Origin of the sequence: Pseudoalteromonas sp. APC 3355 (assembly GCF_030407615.1) — a bacterium.
In the GTDB taxonomy this organism is placed as follows: domain Bacteria; phylum Pseudomonadota; class Gammaproteobacteria; order Enterobacterales; family Alteromonadaceae; genus Pseudoalteromonas; species Pseudoalteromonas distincta.
Window position 1 is genome coordinate 232700 of record NZ_JASDDB010000008.1, and the last position, 16745, is coordinate 249444.

General features: G+C 39.7%; 14 protein-coding genes. 5 read left to right on the forward strand and 9 right to left on the reverse strand.

Annotated elements, in window-relative coordinates; all coding sequences use genetic code 11:
• The first annotated feature begins 79 nt into the window (after positions 1–79).
• Genes QMA08_RS12430 through QMA08_RS12440 form a run of 3 tightly spaced genes read left to right on the forward strand, consistent with a single transcriptional unit; the run spans position 80 to position 5227 of the window.
• Entirely contained in the window at positions 80–283 is a 204-nt protein-coding gene (locus QMA08_RS12430) for a DUF3283 family protein (protein WP_002962585.1), read from the forward strand.
• Positions 284–297: 14 nt separating this feature from the next.
• Complete coding sequence (locus tag QMA08_RS12435) at positions 298–699, forward strand: GNAT family N-acetyltransferase (protein ID WP_024596205.1); 402 nt, start codon at positions 298–300, stop codon at positions 697–699.
• 25 nt (positions 700–724) lie between these two features.
• Complete coding sequence (locus QMA08_RS12440) at positions 725–5227, forward strand: EAL domain-containing protein (RefSeq protein WP_290174614.1); 4503 nt, start codon at positions 725–727, stop codon at positions 5225–5227.
• Positions 5228–5243: 16 nt separating this feature from the next.
• Here the strand turns inward: QMA08_RS12440 and QMA08_RS12445 are convergent, their stop codons facing one another.
• Both QMA08_RS12445 and QMA08_RS12450 read right to left on the reverse strand, forming a co-directional pair.
• Complete coding sequence (locus tag QMA08_RS12445; protein WP_138489663.1) at positions 5244–6197, reverse strand: ion transporter; 954 nt, start codon at positions 6195–6197, stop codon at positions 5244–5246.
• Positions 6197–8866, reverse strand: coding sequence for a bifunctional acetate--CoA ligase family protein/GNAT family N-acetyltransferase (locus QMA08_RS12450; RefSeq protein WP_182754642.1), 2670 nt, complete (start codon positions 8864–8866; stop codon positions 6197–6199). The genes QMA08_RS12445 and QMA08_RS12450 overlap by 1 nt, the downstream gene beginning before the upstream one ends.
• Before the next feature lie 114 nt (positions 8867–8980).
• Here QMA08_RS12450 and QMA08_RS12455 point away from each other — a divergent pair, with 114 nt between their 5' ends.
• Positions 8981–9697 carry an SIMPL domain-containing protein gene (locus tag QMA08_RS12455; protein ID WP_290174615.1) on the forward strand — a complete coding sequence of 239 codons (717 nt, stop codon included), beginning with the start codon at positions 8981–8983 and terminating at the stop codon, positions 9695–9697.
• A 322-nt stretch (positions 9698–10019) separates the two neighbouring features.
• Positions 10020–10463, forward strand: coding sequence for a hypothetical protein (locus tag QMA08_RS12460; RefSeq protein WP_002962578.1), 444 nt, complete (start codon positions 10020–10022; stop codon positions 10461–10463).
• Here the strand turns inward: QMA08_RS12460 and QMA08_RS12465 are convergent.
• From QMA08_RS12465 to proC, 7 genes are all read right to left on the reverse strand, one after another.
• The gene (locus tag QMA08_RS12465) at positions 10446–11114 is read right to left on the reverse strand and encodes a hypothetical protein (protein ID WP_290174616.1); all 669 of its coding nucleotides are present in this window, start codon (positions 11112–11114) and stop codon (positions 10446–10448) included. The genes QMA08_RS12460 and QMA08_RS12465 overlap by 18 nt on opposite strands.
• A 90-nt stretch (positions 11115–11204) precedes the next feature.
• Positions 11205–13040 carry a DUF885 domain-containing protein gene (locus QMA08_RS12470; protein ID WP_182671390.1) on the reverse strand — a complete coding sequence of 612 codons (1836 nt, stop codon included), beginning with the start codon at positions 13038–13040 and terminating at the stop codon, positions 11205–11207.
• A 79-nt stretch (positions 13041–13119) separates the two neighbouring features.
• Positions 13120–14256, reverse strand: a complete 1137-nt coding sequence (gene hemW, locus QMA08_RS12475; RefSeq protein WP_290174617.1) for a radical SAM family heme chaperone HemW — start codon at positions 14254–14256, stop codon at positions 13120–13122.
• Positions 14253–14852, reverse strand: a complete 600-nt coding sequence (locus tag QMA08_RS12480; RefSeq protein ID WP_002962573.1) for an XTP/dITP diphosphatase — start codon at positions 14850–14852, stop codon at positions 14253–14255. The genes hemW and QMA08_RS12480 overlap by 4 nt, the downstream gene beginning before the upstream one ends.
• Before the next feature lie 4 nt (positions 14853–14856).
• Positions 14857–15300 (reverse strand): DUF4426 domain-containing protein, encoded by a 444-nt coding sequence (locus QMA08_RS12485; protein WP_165723835.1) that lies wholly within the window; start codon positions 15298–15300, stop codon positions 14857–14859.
• Between the two features lie 60 nt (positions 15301–15360).
• Positions 15361–15894, reverse strand: coding sequence for a YggT family protein (locus QMA08_RS12490; protein WP_290174618.1), 534 nt, complete (start codon positions 15892–15894; stop codon positions 15361–15363).
• Positions 15895–15920: 26 nt separating this feature from the next.
• Positions 15921–16742 (reverse strand): pyrroline-5-carboxylate reductase, encoded by an 822-nt coding sequence (gene proC, locus QMA08_RS12495; protein WP_290174619.1) that lies wholly within the window; start codon positions 16740–16742, stop codon positions 15921–15923.
• Positions 16743–16745: the final 3 nt, after the last annotated feature.

Here is a 16745-nt window from a genome sequence, read left to right on the forward strand (position 1 = left end):
CGTATAATAACAAGGAGATTACCTCTTGCCCAGTTTAGAGGGGGAATCAAATAATCTTAAAAGCGAATGAGGAAGTATTGTGAGTTTTAATTTATGTCTATTACCACGTGAAGAAAAATATCAAATTCAGTTAGATTATGAAGCGTCTTTTTGGGCGTATCAAATTAAGCGTAATAAAAAAACGAGAGAGCAAGTTTACAACACAATCCACAGCCGCCCAATGGCAGAGCAAATGGTTTTGAAACAAAAGTTTGAACAGTATTTAGCGCTAATGCTTAGCTAAATATCGATATAAAAATGTATAAAGTTGAAGTGTTAAATGAACTAAAAACCCCACTTGTGAATAAATTTTACAAAAAGCACAGCGTAAGAGGGCGTGCTAATAAGCAAGATAAGGTATGGGTTACTTACTATAATAATGAAATAGTGGCAGCATGTAGGTTACAAGATAAAACAGAGTTTTTATTTTTATCTACCATGTTTGTTGCGCTGGAACATCGCGGTAAAGGGATTGCAAAACAATTGCTTTCAACACTCTTAAAGTCGCAAAATAGAGAGATAAAGACCTTCGCATATGAAAACGTAGCTGATTTATATTGTGCTATTGGTTTTAACCAGGTGTTAACATATACTCTTGCTTTACAAGTACTTTTTGATACTTACAAACATCGAAATATAGTCGCTCTAGAGTACCCATAATAATAAATAATAATATGGAATAAGCATGAGTAAATGCGTTAATGGGATCATTAGTTGCTTTGTAGTTTTAATAACTATTTTAAGTTGCCAAGTAGGGGCACAAGTAAAACGTTTATCTCCAAGCGAAGGCTTATCGCAAAGCTACGTTAATACAATGCTTATAGACACTAACGGTTACCTTTGGCTTTCGACAGAGGCCGGGCTTAATCGTTATGATGGCTATCAAGTTATTCCAATAAATGGCCCTAATGGTGAGTTAGAAGAGGCGATCATCGATCGTATTTACCAAGACCCTCAAGGACATATTTGGATTGCCTCGTTACTTGCAGGCCTATTTAGGTACGACCCCGTAACAGATTCATATCAGCAATTCCTAGAAAAACCTACCAGTGAAGAAGAAATTATCAATCAGTCTGTTTTTAGTATGGTGGCCGTTGATAAAAAAACACTTTGGATTGGGCGAGGCCGCGATTTTGCAAAGCTTGATATAGCAACCGGAAAAATAACAACTATTTTTGAGCTGCCTGCTAAATATAAAAATACCCTTGTGAGAAAGCTGTTTGCCTACAATGGTTATATATTTATAGGTACAAGCCATGGCGCATACGTATTTGATATTGCCACAGAGCAAGTTAGACCTCTACAGCATTTAAAAGGTGAAGCTGAACATATTTACCAAAATAATGTTAAGTCGTTCGCATTAGGTGAAAATAAACAACTGTTAGTCGGGGCGGTACAAGGCTTATACGAAGTTGATATTAGTAACTTATCAAAAATGTTTGAACGCCCAGATTTACCTTTTAAAAGTAAAGTATTACTAAGTGACTTAAATGTTTGGAGCATAGTAAACGAACACGGAACAATAGATTTAGCTACCGACAAAGGCTTGTTTAAATTTGATTTAAACACCGGGGAGATGATTAAAAACACTCGAATAGCCCAAAGTAAGTACACACTTGCTGATACCAGTATTATTGATATGGCTAAAGATAAATCGGGTGGTACGTGGGTTGCGACTAAGACTGATGGAGCGTTTTACTTATCTCACGACAGCTATCATTTTAATAATGTCGATGGCACTTTGCTCGGGGGAGATGGTTTATCACATCACTCTATCTGGGGAATTACCGAATATAAAGATAAGCTTTGGCTTGCAACGCATAACGGTATTACTGAGGTTGATTTAAAAACAAATATTGGTAAAGCTTATTTAAAAGACTACAAAGTCGACTTACTCACCACTGAGTTTACCGTATATGAAATAACGCCCTATAAAGATAATTTATGGCTTTATACAAACCGTGGTTTATTTATTTTTGACCCTGTAACGCATCAAGTTAGCGAACCTAAAGTACATAATCCTGCTGATCAAGAGCTAATTACTGGTAGAGTGCATGGCGTTACACTCATGCCAAATGGCGATCTATACTTTGTACACTCAGATCATGGGGTATTTATATACAATATAGATTCTCAAGTAATAACGCGTTTGGGTGGCCAGTTTGATCAGTTTGAACCCTTTTTAGCTCATGGCTTTTTACCTGCGCTGAGCAATAAACCAGATTCACCATTATTTTTTAATGCCGGTATTTTATATCAAGTAAACCCAAGTGATTTAGCACTTAAAATGATTTACAAAGTGCCAAAACAGCACGAAAACGTAGCCATTAGCGTGCTTTCTTATTTAATTGATAACAACAATATATTGTGGATATCACTTTCTAATTTTGGCTTGATAGGCCTTGACGCATCTACTTATCAATTAGTACATACAATCGATTTAGAGAAGAATAAATTAGGCACATTGCTTTACGATATGGTGCTAGATGATGATGGCATGATCTGGATGAGTAGCCATAAAGGCATTTGGCGATTAAACCCAGAAACACTTCATTTTCAACAATTTTCTACGTCAGAAGGGCTACTCTCTGCTGAGTTTAATAGTAACGCCATGGCACAGCTCAAAGATGGCCATATTGCGTATGGTAGCTTAAAAGGTTTTACTTATTTTCACCCAATGGAAAACCAAAATTACCAATCACTTATTGATCACGTAAATATTACGCGAGTTGATTTAATGTCACGAGATCTATCGCTTGATTTAAAACAGCCGCTCAACGAAGTTGTGTTAAATCATGATGATATTGGGCTTGAAGTGGCATTTTCGGCTATGGCATTTAGTAATCAAGAACGCATCATTTATGAGTATCAACTCGATAACGGACAAAAAAGTTATACTCGAAATAACAACCGCGTATTGTTTCCAAAATTGAATCCAGGTAATTACCAATTAAAAGTTTGGGCTAAAGACCCCCTGACTGGCGAATATACCTCGCCTGCTATTTTAAAAATAAAAGTAAAGTATCCGCTTTGGCGTGCACCTTATTTTATGGTGCTTTACGCCATGCTGTTTATTGGTTTTGTTGCTATGTGGGTTATGCGCCGTAATAAAATTCAGCGTATTTTATTGGCAGCAAATAAAGAAAGTAAAGAAAGCGAAGCGCGTTTAAAATTAGCGCTTGAAGGCAGCGAATCGGGTGTATGGGATTGGGAGTCGAGCAACCCAAGCATTTACCAACCTCGCTTAGCGAGTGAGTTAGGCTACGAAAATGAAACCGTGAGCCTTGATGAATATTTATCTAAAATTCATCCGCAAGATAAACAATTATTTCGCTTAGAGTGGCTTGAGTTTTTATCTACCGATAAAGGTTACTTTAATTGTACTTATCGCCTGCGTCATGCAAAAGGCTATTGGCGCTGGTATAAGGACTTTGGAAAAGTAGTGGAGTGGGATGATAAAACACCACAAAAAGTAGCGGGAACTTATACAAATATGACCCGAGAAATGGTGTTTGAAGAACATGCTTTACTATTTACAGCAGCGTTTGAGCAAACGCGTGATTGGGTGTTTATACTCGATAAAAACTTAAATATTCGGGCTTCTAATAAATCACTGCAAACCGCCTTTAACTTCTCCGCTGAGTCGTTATCTAGTCGGACTTTAAATTTAGGTATATCGCGCAGCAATCGTTTTGATTATTTACGCATTATGCAAAAGCTATCTGTTGGGGAGCATTTTTCGTGTGAAGACTGTGTGGTTTTAGCTAATGGTGAATCGCGTCATGTACTTGTGAAAATAAGTGCAGTGGCCGATAACGAGCAGCGCCTTAATAGCTATGTCATTATTTTAACCGATATAAACGCACAAAAATCAGCTGAAAACGAACTGCACTTATTGGCCAACTACGATGCCTTAACTGGGCTGCCAAATCGTACATTATTTAATGACCGCGTTGAACACGCCCTTGAACAAGCAAAACTGCATGGATGCAAAGTGGCTTTGTTACATATCAATATTAAACGTTTTAAATACTTTAATGACTCATTAGGGCACGAAGCGGCTGATGAGCTAATTAAAGAAGTTGCTGAGCGCTTAAAGTGCTCTTTGCGACCATCGGATAGTGTTGCGCGATTTGGTGGCGATGAGTTTGTTGTGCTAGTAGAAGATATTCATCAGATAGAGCAAGTACTTATAATATGTACTAAGTTGATGGATTGCGTGAATCAAAATATTGCGATTAATGGCCAAGTTGTAAACGTTAATTTAAGTATTGGTGTGTCGATATCGCCAGATGACGCAGAGCAAGGCCCTGCACTTTTAAAAGCTGCGAGCATAGCGCTATATCATGCAAAAGACTCTTTAGAAGGGCGCTACCAGTTTTATAAGCAAGAGATGAATCAGCATGTTCAAAGAGCGCTGCATCTTGAATCTCAGCTTACTAGAGCGTATCAAGAAGAAGAGTTTTGTAATTATTATCAGCCTATTATTAATGCTAAGAGCCAAAAAACAGAAGGTTTTGAAGTACTGCTGCGTTGGCCCGAAAATAAACTAGTACAAACTCAAGAGTTTTCGCTGGCTGCAGAGGGGATAGGCTTAATTACAAAAATTATGCTGCAGACCTTTGCGCGCGCTTTATTGGAGTTAAAAGAGTGGCGAAAAGCCTCTCCTAACCTGTATTTATCTATTAACTTATCGGCACTAGATTTTGAGTTTAAAGAACTCGTACCTGAAATTAAAAAAGCGTTAAATAATTCAGGTGTATCATCTGAGGCAATTGTTTTTGAAATAACCGAATCAATATTAATGCGTGATTCAAAAGAAGCGCTGCACAGCATGGAACAGCTTAAAAAGTTGGGTTGTAGATTGTACATGGATGATTTTGGTACAGGTTACGCATCGCTTACTTATTTAAAGCGTTTCCCTATTGATGTACTTAAAATAGATAGAAGCTTTGTACAAGACATAGGCATAGATTCTGATGATGAGGCCATTATCCAATCAACACTCGCGCTTGCAGATAGTTTAGGCAAAGAGTGTGTCGCTGAAGGCGTAGAAAGCTCGCATCAACTTGCTTTTTTAAAGGCGAGAGGGTGCAAGCATTTCCAAGGGTATTTATTTAGTAAACCGGTACCTAATACCGAAGTACTCGCGCTTATTAATCGCGATTGGAGTGATATATTTAATTAATAATAGCAGTACTTATTTAGGGCCTTTTACCGCAGTGTCTGCAAAACAAATGGCTGTTATGCTCATTTAACTGCGTTTTAATGGCCTTATTAGCTTCAAGTTTACTCAAGCCTAGCTTATGGCGTAGCTCTTCTAGGTGTACTTGTTGGGTGTCATTAAGTGTGCCATCTTGAATTGACTCGTGCACAGCGTCTTCAAAAAACTGACGGCGTTTACGTATCTGTTCTGAAAAACTAGATGCCAGTAACCCGGTAGGAATAGCGACCATACCCATGCTCAGTAGTGTGATAACGCCACCGAAAAACTTACCCAATGGCGTTATAGGTACTACATCGCCATAACCAACGGTCGTTAGTGTTGCCATTGCCCACCACATAGCCGCAGGAATAGAGCCAAATTTATCGGGTTGTATATCGTGCTCAATTAAATAAATTCCGCATGAAGCTAAAATAAGCACAACGGCCATTATAAAAAAAGCAGCCATTAATGAACTACCTTCATCGTTAAAGGCTTTTAAAAGTAGCTGCATGGCGCGTGAGTAGCGAGTGAGTTTAAATACTCTTAATAATCTGAGTATGCGTAAAAAACGTAAATCGAGAGGAAATAAAAACATCATTAAGCTTGGCAAAATCGCTATTAAGTCGATTAACGCCAGTGGTGATAAAAAATACTTTAATCTGCGTTTACTGTTCGAGCCTTCCATTGCTACATAGTGTGTTTTATCTACGCAAGCCCAAAGCCTGGCTAAGTACTCAATAGCAAAAATAGCGACCGAGACAATTTCTAAAACTAAGAATTCGTTGTAATACTGCTCTGCCACACTTGGGATTGACTCAATAACAATGGCTACAACGTTAATCATTATTATGCTAATGAGCGCAATATCAAGAATATGCCCTGAACGTTGATATTGACCTGTACCTTCAAACAGGCAAGCCATTTTTTGGCGTAACGTTTGCGGTTCATTCATTATTTAAGTTTAAGTACCATGTTAATACTGCCTTCTTCAAAGTCGCGACTAATTTTAAAACCTAGCTTACGGGCAAGTTCGATCATCCCTGTATTCTCTGGTAAGGTTATGCCTTCAATCGACTCCACACCTTGGCGTTTGCAATGATTAATTGCAGCGCTCATTAGTATACGACCAAGCCCTAAGCCTTGGCAGTCTGAGCGCACTACAATAGCAAACTCAGCATGTAGGTTATCGGGGTCCATAATGACGCGAGACACACCCAGTGTACGGGTTTTACCTTCAAAGCGTTGGCACACAATAAACGCCATTTCACGGTCGTAATCAATTTGCGTCATTTTAGCGAGTTGATCGTGGTTAAACTGTGGAAGCTCGCCAAAAAAGCGTTTATATCTGTCTTCTTTGTTAAGTGACTCGTCAAATACTTTATGAGCTTGTTCATCTTCTGGTTTTATCGGTCTGAGCGTAGCTTGAGTGTTGTTTTTAAGTGTTACCACTTCAACAAGTTCAATAGGGTAAGGACGAATAGATAAGCGCTTACGATTGCTCTGAGCTTGATAGCGGTTAAGTGTCATAGTGGCATCGAGCACTAAAAACTGTCCATTGCTGGCAAGTATAGGATTAAGTTCCATTGAGCTTATATCGGGTTGATCAATAACTAACTGAGAAATACGCGTTAGCAGTGCACATAAACGATACTTATCAACCTTTTCTGGGAGTATGCGCTCCTTTAATACGCCTTTGTCGTGCGCTGCGGCAATTAAATACTTTGCCAAGTTCATATTCAGTGGAGGCAGAGCAACGGCGGCTTGTGCATATTCAAGGCCGGTGCCTGCTTCACCTAATAATATAACTGGGCCAAAATTAGGCTCGGTTTTAATTGCAATTCGCAGCTCATTTGCGCCTGCTCGCGGCGCCATTTTTTGTAATGAAAACCCTTCAATAACAGCATCCGGATAAGTGTTTTTAATACGGATAAGCATTGCAAAAGCGGTTTGTTCAACTTCGTTGGCGTCGTTTAAATTAAGCACCACACCACCTACTTCAGACTTCGAGGCAATACTTGGGCTAATCAGTTTTAATGCGACTGGAAAACCAAGCTCTATGGCTTGCTCTTTGGCTTCTGTTGGGGTGTAAGCGACCTCAGTTTGAATGCATTTAATACCATAGTGGTTTAATACTTGGCTTGCCTGATGAGTAGGTAAGTAGCTTTGTCCATCATCTAAAAACTCATTAATAAGGGTTCTAGCTGCCACCTTATTTATTTTAGCGTCATCAGTGTTCGACTCGGGTGTTTGCGTTAAATGCTTTTGGTTACGACGATACGTTACCAAGTGCATAAACGCGCCAACAGCCCCTTCGGGCGTACGATAAGTGGGTATTGCGTTGTTTGAGCACACTTTTCTGGCAGCGTAAGATGCGTCTTCACCCATAAAGTTAGTTATAACGTAAGGGCGCGCCATTTTAGGTAGTGTTTGTAAGGTTTCTACAATAATGTTGGCGTAGTCTTCGCTGGGCGCAAGCGCTGAGGGAGTATGGATAATCAGTAAGTTTTTAACTTCTTTTGCGTGCAGTAAAATTTCTAATGCTTGCTTATAACGCGCAGGTGCTGAGTCGCCAAAAATATCCACAGGGTTTGAGGTGGTTTCTGATTGTGGAATGACTTTATTTAGTGCATTTCGGGTTTCAATGCTTAGCTCTGCTAATTTACCGGAGTTTTGAATAAGCTCATCAACAGCCATAACACCCGGGCCGCCACCATTAGTTAAAATTGTCAGTTGTTCTACTTTTAATAATTTTGGATGCATGGCGAGTGTTTGTGTAGCTGCAAATAGCTCTCTTAAATCATTTACACGCAGCATACCCGCTCGTTGAAATAACGCATCGTAAACAGCATCAGAGCTTTGCTTTCCGCCGGTGTGAATTTCGGCTGCAAGTGCGCCCGCAGTTGTTTTACCTGTTTTAATCGCAATTACAGGCTTACTAAAGGCGGCGGCTCTTGCTGCTGATATAAAACCACGAATATCTTCAATGTTATCTATGTAGAGTAAAATAGCTTTGGTTTTAGCATCACGACCTAAAAAGTCGAGTAGTTCATTAAAGTTTATATCAAGGCAATCACCTACTGATACAAAATATGAAAAGCCAATTTCTTTGTTTTTAGCCCAATCTAAAATGGTTGAGCATACTGCTGCTGATTGCGATACAAATGCAATTTTACCTGGGCTTGCCACAGTATGTGAAAAGCTCGCATTTAACCCAATATGAGGGATCAGCAAGCCTAAGCAATTGGGTCCAAGCAAAGTAACTTGCTTGGCTTGAGCGCATGCTTTAAGCGCGCTTTTTTGCTCCCCTGATAGCCCATCGGCAATAACAATAGCCGTTTTACAGCCAAGCTCTCCTAGCTGCTCAATAATATCAATTAAGGTGTTTTTGTTAGTACAAATAACAGCAAGGTCAGGTACTTTTGGTAAGTCAGCAATAGAGGGGTAAGCAAGTACGCCATGTACTGCGCTATGGCTTGGAGTAACAGGCATTATCGGCCCTTTAAAACCGCCCTGAAGTAAGTTGCGCATAACCACAAAACCAGCCCGAGTTGATATGTTAGAGGCGCCAATAACAGCCACTGAGCTTGGGTTAAAAAATTGGGTTATACGCTTAAGGCTCATGGTTTTTCCTAGGCTGATTAAATTTTGCGTTATTTATAGTCTCAATGTACCCTGTTTACTGTGTTATTTCGAGCGTCTCGATGCTTATTATTGATATCAATCAAGGAGATTATTGTGAATAAAACCCCCGGTTTTTACATTGTTATAGCGGCTATTTGTTTAAGTATAGGCTTAATTAGCTTAGGGTTTATCTTAAAAAGTACCGCTTTGAGTGTGAAAGGGATGGAACGTACTGTGCAGGTTAAGGGATTGGCCGAGCGAGAAGTAATAGCCGATACGGTAATTTGGCCTCTGCAATTTAGTGATGCCGACAATAACCTTGAAAAATTAGTAAGCCGGGTTGAGAAAAAAAATGATGCGGTAACTGCTTTTTTAAAACTCCATGGTTTTGACGACGATGAAATAACAATAGGTAGCCAGTCAGTTATTGATAAGCAAGCACGTGAATACAGTAATGAAAATCAACAATTTAGATACATAGTGCGCTCAAATATTATTGTTTATTCTGCTGCGTCAGATAAAGTGCAAAACGCGCTGAGTAAAGTAAGCCAGCTTGCTAAACAAGATATCGCAATAGTGCAAGATAGCTACGAAACAAAAGTTGAATACATCTTTACTGGCCTCAATGATGTAAAGCCTGCGATGGTGCAAGAAGCAACTGAAAAAGCGCGTGAAGTCGCTAATAAATTTGCTAAAGACTCTAATTCAAAATTAGGCAAAATAAAAACAGCTCGCCAAGGGCAATTTAGTATCAGTAATCGAGATTCAAACACACCGCAAATAAAAAATATAAGAGTAGTAACCAGTGTTGAATATTATTTAAATGATTAGGGCCTGTTGACCTTTCAGGATTAAAATTTGTTCAATCTAGGGGCCGATTTAATCGCGGCGTGAGGTTTGTAACCTAGCGGGCTAAGTAAAAACCGAGCAAAGCTTCCGCGTCCTGCTCACGCCCCTTACCTACATCCATGTATGCAACAAAGAGTAAATTGCCCCTAGGCAGAACCCTTCGGGCAGCGCATGTTTGGCATTTATTCCACGTTATCGCCTATTAATGGGGAATAACCACACTGCATAGGCTCTGCCTTGCCTAAATACCAAACATACTGCTGCAAATTTAACCTCGAAAGATAAACAGGCCCTAGGAAATAATATGTCAGAGTCTAAATATGGTCAGTTTGTACTGGCGCCCCGTTCGTATTTTTTCACTGCTATAGCGAGCGTAGTATTTGCGTTTATAGGCTTTAGTTATAATGCATGGCGGATGGAGGCAAGTGAAGATAACAACAATACACGCATTGCTAGCTTTCAAATCTTACAAGAACTAGCCGAGCTTGAGCTTATTGTATTTGCGGCACATTACGATAATAACAAAATAGATGGCAGCCCCAGAAAAGGCTGGGTTAAAGTTAACCTAATTCATGACTTAAGCTACTTAGCCGTTGATGAAGTACATTTAAAAACAAAAGACTTACAAAAGGTCTGGCAAACAAATTGGCCAAATATGGTTGATCACCAAAGTGCTGCGCAATCTATTACACATGCCATAGACAGTGTGCGTACAGAAGTTGTGAGTGAATTAAAGCGCCTTGATTAAGTGAGCAACTTGCGCCGTTGAGCGTTGCAAGTAAGCGGCGCTCAGTAAAATTGTGGTCTCGTTAATTTTTTGCCCTTTTATTACGTTGGCAAGCTGTTGTTTAGCGTTAGGATTTTGTTTTTGCTCTATTTCCATTAATGCTAACAAAGCTGAAAATTCATGCTTTACCGGTGTGCTAGGTTTATTTGCATAGGCTATGTAGCAGGCCACCGGTGTTAAGCCATGAGAGTTGGGCTGCGCCAGCGCTTTAGCTAACTCATCATTTGATTCAAACAGCATCAAAGAGCGCACATAGTTAAATGGCAGCTTTGTCGCATCGGCATGCTTAAACACATTGTGCAGTACGTTATTTCCTTGTGTATCTTGTACTAAAAAGCCTTTATTTACTTTCAGCGCAGGGGTAAAAAAGCTCAATGCGTCAATATTAGTGAGTTGATTAATAAATGGAGAAGGCGCTGTGTTAGAGCTTAATATCCGCGTTGCTATGTTTTGCATAAAGTCATACTTAACACTCAACCGTTGGGCGCTGTCATATAAATGGTTAAGCTGCAAAGTTTGCTGAGCAGGGCTTAACTGCTTAAAGTCGTTATCGAGCTCATTTAACTGTTGCTTTGAAATACGCGCATTAAGTAGTTGTATGCTTAAATCCATTATTATTTCCAAAAATCTTTTTTACTACTATAAAACAAAAAAGGCCGCAAATGCGACCTTTCATATTTAAAGCAATTGTTTAAATTGGTTTTAAGCTTTTTTGCTTGCTACCCATTCATTAACAAAGTTCTCTAGTACATTTAGTGGTACAGGACCATTTTTAAGTACTACGTCGTGGAACTGGCGAATATCAAACTTATCACCAAGTTGCTTTTTAGCATCTTCACGAAGTTCTAAAATCTTAAGCATACCCACTTTATAAGCCGTTGCTTGTGAAGGCATTACAATGTGACGCTCAACCATTTTAACACCGTCAGATGTTGCATTAGGCGTGTTATTCACGTAGTAATCAATACCTTCTTGGCGAGTCCACTTCATCGCGTGAATACCCGTATCAACCACTAGACGACATGCGCGCCATAGCTCCATTGAAAGACGACCAAAATCTGAGTAAGGGTCTGAGTACATGCCCATTTCTTTAGGAATAAACTCTGAGTATAAACCCCAACCTTCAATATATGCTGTGTAGCCACCAAATTTACGGAACTTAGGAACGCCTTCTAGTTCTTGCGAAATAGCGATTTGCATGTGGTGACCCGGAATACCTTCGTGGTAAGCAAGTGCTTCCATTTGATATGTTGGCATAGCTTCCATGTCATAAAGGTTAGCGTAGTAAATGCCTGGGCGTGAACCATCTGGAGCTGGCTGTTGGTAAAATGCCTTGCCCGCTGCTTTTTCACGGAATGCTTCAACTGCTTTTACTTTTAAATCAGCTTTTGGTTTAACAATGAATAACTCATCTAAGCGTGTTTTCATTGTATCAATAAGTCCAGTGGCTTCATCAAGGTAGCGTTGCTTACCTTGTGCATCATTAGGGTAGTAAAATTGTTTGTCAGTTTTCATAAACTGCATAAACGCTTTTAAGTCGCCTTTAAAGCCTACTTTATCTTTAATTTCACGCATTTCATCATGAATACGTGTCACTTCAGATAAACCAATTGCATGAATTTCTTTAGCCGTTAAATCTGTTGTTGTAGTGCGCTTAAGTGCGTTGTTATAAAATGCTTCACCATCTGGTAATTTCCATGCGCCATCGCGATCATCAGCACGTTTCTCAAGCTGCGCTAGGTAATTAATTAGCTTAGAGTAAGAGGGTTTAACAGCCGATTTTAATGCATCTGATGCATCGCTGATTAACGAGTCTTTTTCGTCTTGGCTAATTTCAAGCGCTGTTACTTTGCGTTTAAAGTCAGCAAGCAATGTAGAATCATCGCCTTTTTCAAACGGTGCACCGTGAATAATGTTTTTGCTTGAATCAATAACATGCGGGAATACAAATTTAGGGGCTATGATGCCTTTTTCTGCACGTACAGTTAAATCAACGATAAGCTGATCAATAACACCAGTTACACCATTTAGGCGTGAAATGTAGTCTTTAGCTTCTTTTACATTACTAATTGAGTGCTGATTAATTAAAAACGCAGGGATCATAGAATGCGTACCAAACATTTGGTTCACAGGGTAATTATGGTAGCGCCATTTAAAGTCAGCAATTGAGCTTTCAAGATCCTGTTTTTTTAAGTCGTAGCTAACTTTTGTTGCATCATCTAATAGATCACGATTAATTGCTTTTAATGCAACTAGGTCAGCTTTTGTTTGTGCTAAATCTTTAAGCTTTCTTTCTTCGCTGCCATCGTCCCATTTATCGTAATCTTGCTTAATCCCCATGTATGTTTGATATACAGGGCTGCTCATTACATCGCGGTTAAATGTATCTTCAAAAAATGCATTGGCTTTGTCTATTTCACTTTGTTGTGATTGAACTGCTTGTGCAATAGGGGCTGAAGTAGATTGTTGTGTTGTTTGCTGGCAGCCAGCAAGTAGTGCAACGCTTACTGCGGCCGCAATAAAAGTGAGTTTACGCATTGTTTTCCCTTTTGTTGTTAGAAACCCATTAGGGTGATTTATATTTATTAGTTTTATATTGTTGTGCAGTGCCTTAGCGCTACACAAACAATTCTAGCAGGTCATTTAAAAAGCGATGACCTTTTAAGGTTACCTGCCAATGGCTGTCTGTTTGAGTCAATAAACCTTTATTTATTGCTTGGTTTAATGCACTTTGCTGACTTTGCAGCGGCAGTGTTGTTAGTTTATTAAAATCATTAATTGGGCAAGGCTCAACAAGGCGAAAGCGATTCATAAAAAATTCAAACGCTAAATCGTCTTGCTTTACATGCCAGCTTTTATACATATACGGTTTAATTAAATCCATATAGCCGCGAGGATGTTTAACCTTTTCGGTACGCGTTATAAGCCCTGTATTTGCATCAGTAACCTTACCATGTGCGCCGCAGCCAATACCGAGATAATCGCCAAAACGCCAATAATTTAAGTTATGTTGGCATTGATAGCCCGGTTTTGCATAGCCCGATATTTCGTATTGCACGTAACCTGCTTGCGCGAGTAACTCAACCCCTTGTTCTTGAATGTCCCACAGTGTTTCATCTTGTGGCAAGGTAGGGGGCTTTGAAGCAAACTGAGTATTGGGTTCAATAGTTAATTGATACCAAGATATATGCGGTGGATCGAGCGCTATTATTTGTTTTAAATCACTCAGAGCATCATCAAGTGTTTGCCCAGGTAAGCCATGCATTAAATCAAGATTAAAGCTATTTAAACCGGCTTCTGTAGCTTGTTGCGCGGCATAGTTTGCCTCGTCGCTGCCATGAATCCGACCAAGTGCTTTTAACTTGTCGTTTTGCATGCTTTGCACACCGATAGAAATACGGTTAATGCCTGCTTTTACGTAATCTTTAAAGCGACCTGTTTCTACTGTACCAGGGTTGGCTTCAAGGGTTATTTCGCAGTGTTCTTCAAGCCCAATTAGGTTGTCGACTTCATTTAATAAACGGGTATAAGCTGCACCAGTTAATAGGCTCGGAGTGCCGCCACCAATAAAAATGCTGTGAATTTTACGTCCTTGCACTAAGTGCAAATCTGCTTTTAAGTCATCAATTAAGTGTTGAACATATTCAGCTTCAGGTATTTCACCTTTTTGTCCGTGGCTATTAAAATCGCAGTACGGGCATTTTTGCACGCACCAAGGCACGTGCACATATAAGCTCAGTGGTGGAAGGTTCACAGGCCGCCTTTTTGCTGTAGTTCTAGTAATAATTTTTGCAGCGCTTGTCCGCGATGACTCACTGCATTTTTTTGCTCTTTTGTAAGCTCAGCACTCGTACAATTTTTCTCTGCTACAAAAAACACAGGATCGTAACCAAATCCACCATTGCCATTTTGAGTGAGCGTAATTTCGCCCTCCCAACTAGCACTACAAATAAGCGGAGTAGGGTCGTCTGCGTGGCGCATTAACACCAGTACACACCAAAAGCGTGCACTGCGAATAGGGTTATCACCTAAATCTACAAGTAACTTATCAATGTTATCTTGATCGCTGGCACCTGGGCCTGCAAAACGGGCTGAGTAAACACCGGGCGCGCCATTTAGGCCATCAACTTCTAAACCTGAGTCATCGGCAATAGCAGGCATACCAGTAATTTTAGCGGCATGGCGCGCTTTAATAATGGCATTTTCAACAAAGGTAGTGCCGGTTTCGGCAACTTCACCTACGTTAAAATCGCTCTGTGGAACTACATTAATATTCAGAGAGCTTAGCATGTTAGCTAGCTCTTTTACTTTGCCAGGGTTACCTGTAGCAAGTACTAAAGTTTTGGTCATGTTATTAATCTACGTAAAATTTTTGCTGAAACTGTAATTTTTGAAATTGATTATTTTGTTGTATCTCAATCTCAAAGCGTAAAATCTCTTCGTTGGTGTAATCAACTTGGGCAAGGTAATAAATTGACTCACCTTCTTTTACTTCTTTAAAAGTAAGTGTTTGTTTGTTGCCAAGTAGGTTTTTAGCTGTGCCTGTAAGCTTTGCCGTTTGTGCTGTTTTATCGGCATCATTTTTTAATATAGAAATGTTTACAACCCCTTTGTAGCCACTGCGCTCAAGGTTGTATGCTTTTGCTATTTTTGGCTGAATAAAAGTAGAAGGAAAGGCGATGTAATGGACTTGCCAAGGGCCAAGCTCTTTGTATTGTGCGCCCTGCATTTCTTCGCTTTGCGCGTTAAATGCAAATGCTAAACAAGCAATAAAACAAAACTTAATTAAACGGTTCATTATGTATTCCTCAAAACATATAAAAAAGAGGCCTTTGGGCCTCTAATTAAAAAATCTATATTAGACTAGAAAATCCATAAGCAGCATTTGCAAAAACTGAATACCAATAATAAGCACTAAAACTGATAAATCTAAGCCACCCATTGATGGCAATATTTTACGAATTGGTTTTAGCATTGGTTCAGTAAGCTGGTGGAAAACCGCTTCTATAGGGTTATAGCCTTGGCTAACCCAACTTAAAATAGCGCGAATAATAAGTACCCAAAATACTAAATTAAGGCCTTCTTTTAGTACCGTTATAAGTGCTTGAATAAGCACAGGCTGTATTGCCCACGCATTATATATAACAAGCATTAAAGTACTAATTTTGGCTACAGCCACTATAAATGCCAGCAACAGAGATGCTAGATCAAGTCCGCCAAACCTCGGAATGATTTTACGCAGTGGTTTTACCGCAAACGAAGTGGCTTTAACCACAAACTGGCTCATTGGATTGTAAAAGTCGGCTTTTGCCCACTGCAGCCAAAAGCGCAGTAATACCACCATTAAAAACAAATCAAACAGGGTACTGATTAAAAATTGCATGGCATTCATAGTGTAACCTTCAATAAAAAGTGGTTTTAAAGTTCTTTTTCCATTTGCTCTGCACGCGCAATACACGCATCCATTGCATCGCCAACGGTTTTAGTTAAGCCTTCATCTTTTAAGTGCTCAACAGCTGCGTGAGTAGTGCCGCCTTTAGATGTTACGTTTGAACGTAGTTGCGAAATACTAATATCAGGCTGGCTAAGTGCCATTTCGGCAGCGCCAAGGGCTGTTTGTTGTACCAGGCGACGAGCGTCTTCATCGTTAAAGCCCAGCGCTTTAGCTTTTTCTTCTATGGCTTCCATAAATAAGAAAAAGTAAGCAGGTGATGAGCCGGTTACAGCAATAATATCGTTAATTTGTGACTCTTTTTCCACCCATACAACAATGCCCGTACATTCAAAAACTTGTTGTACAAATTCGTGTTCGCTTGGTGTTTCGCCCGCACCATATAAACCTGATACTCCGCGACCTAATAAAGATGGCGTGTTTGGCATGCAGCGTACCATTTTAACGTCTTGGCCTAGCATTTCACGCAAACGTTTTACAGTTAAGCCCGCAGCAACAGAAATAAACAGTTTATCGCTAAAGTCTACGCCTGACTCTTGAAACGATTTACATAAATCGCCCATCATTTGTGGTTTAACAGACAAAAGAATTACATCAGCATCGCGCAGGGCTTCGTTATTGTCACTGGTGGTTTGCACCTTGAAATCAAAAGCTACCTTTTCAAGCTTTTCTTGGTTGCGGTTAGTCGCAATTATGTTACTTGCGTTAAAGCCGTTTTTTACCATGCCACCAATAATGGCGTAGCTCATATTACCTGTGCCTATAAATGCGATTTTTTTATCTGACATAAA

Bases quoted from the DNA above. Each gene is read 5' to 3' on its own strand.
- QMA08_RS12435 (WP_024596205.1), top strand. From the start codon at position 298: ATGTATAAAGTTGAAGTGTTAAATGAACTAAAAACCCCACTTGTGAAT.
- QMA08_RS12440 (WP_290174614.1), top strand. From the start codon at position 725: ATGAGTAAATGCGTTAATGGGATCATTAGTTGCTTTGTAGTTTTAATA.
- QMA08_RS12445 (WP_138489663.1), bottom strand. From the start codon at position 6,197: ATGAATGAACCGCAAACGTTACGCCAAAAAATGGCTTGCCTGTTTGAA.
- QMA08_RS12450 (WP_182754642.1), bottom strand. From the start codon at position 8,866: ATGAGCCTTAAGCGTATAACCCAATTTTTTAACCCAAGCTCAGTGGCT.
- QMA08_RS12460 (WP_002962578.1), top strand. From the start codon at position 10,020: ATGTCAGAGTCTAAATATGGTCAGTTTGTACTGGCGCCCCGTTCGTAT.
- QMA08_RS12465 (WP_290174616.1), bottom strand. From the start codon at position 11,114: ATGGATTTAAGCATACAACTACTTAATGCGCGTATTTCAAAGCAACAG.
- QMA08_RS12470 (WP_182671390.1), bottom strand. From the start codon at position 13,040: ATGCGTAAACTCACTTTTATTGCGGCCGCAGTAAGCGTTGCACTACTT.
- QMA08_RS12480 (WP_002962573.1), bottom strand. From the start codon at position 14,852: ATGACCAAAACTTTAGTACTTGCTACAGGTAACCCTGGCAAAGTAAAA.
- QMA08_RS12485 (WP_165723835.1), bottom strand. From the start codon at position 15,300: ATGAACCGTTTAATTAAGTTTTGTTTTATTGCTTGTTTAGCATTTGCA.
- QMA08_RS12490 (WP_290174618.1), bottom strand. From the start codon at position 15,894: ATGAATGCCATGCAATTTTTAATCAGTACCCTGTTTGATTTGTTTTTA.
- proC (WP_290174619.1), bottom strand. From the start codon at position 16,742: ATGTCAGATAAAAAAATCGCATTTATAGGCACAGGTAATATGAGCTAC.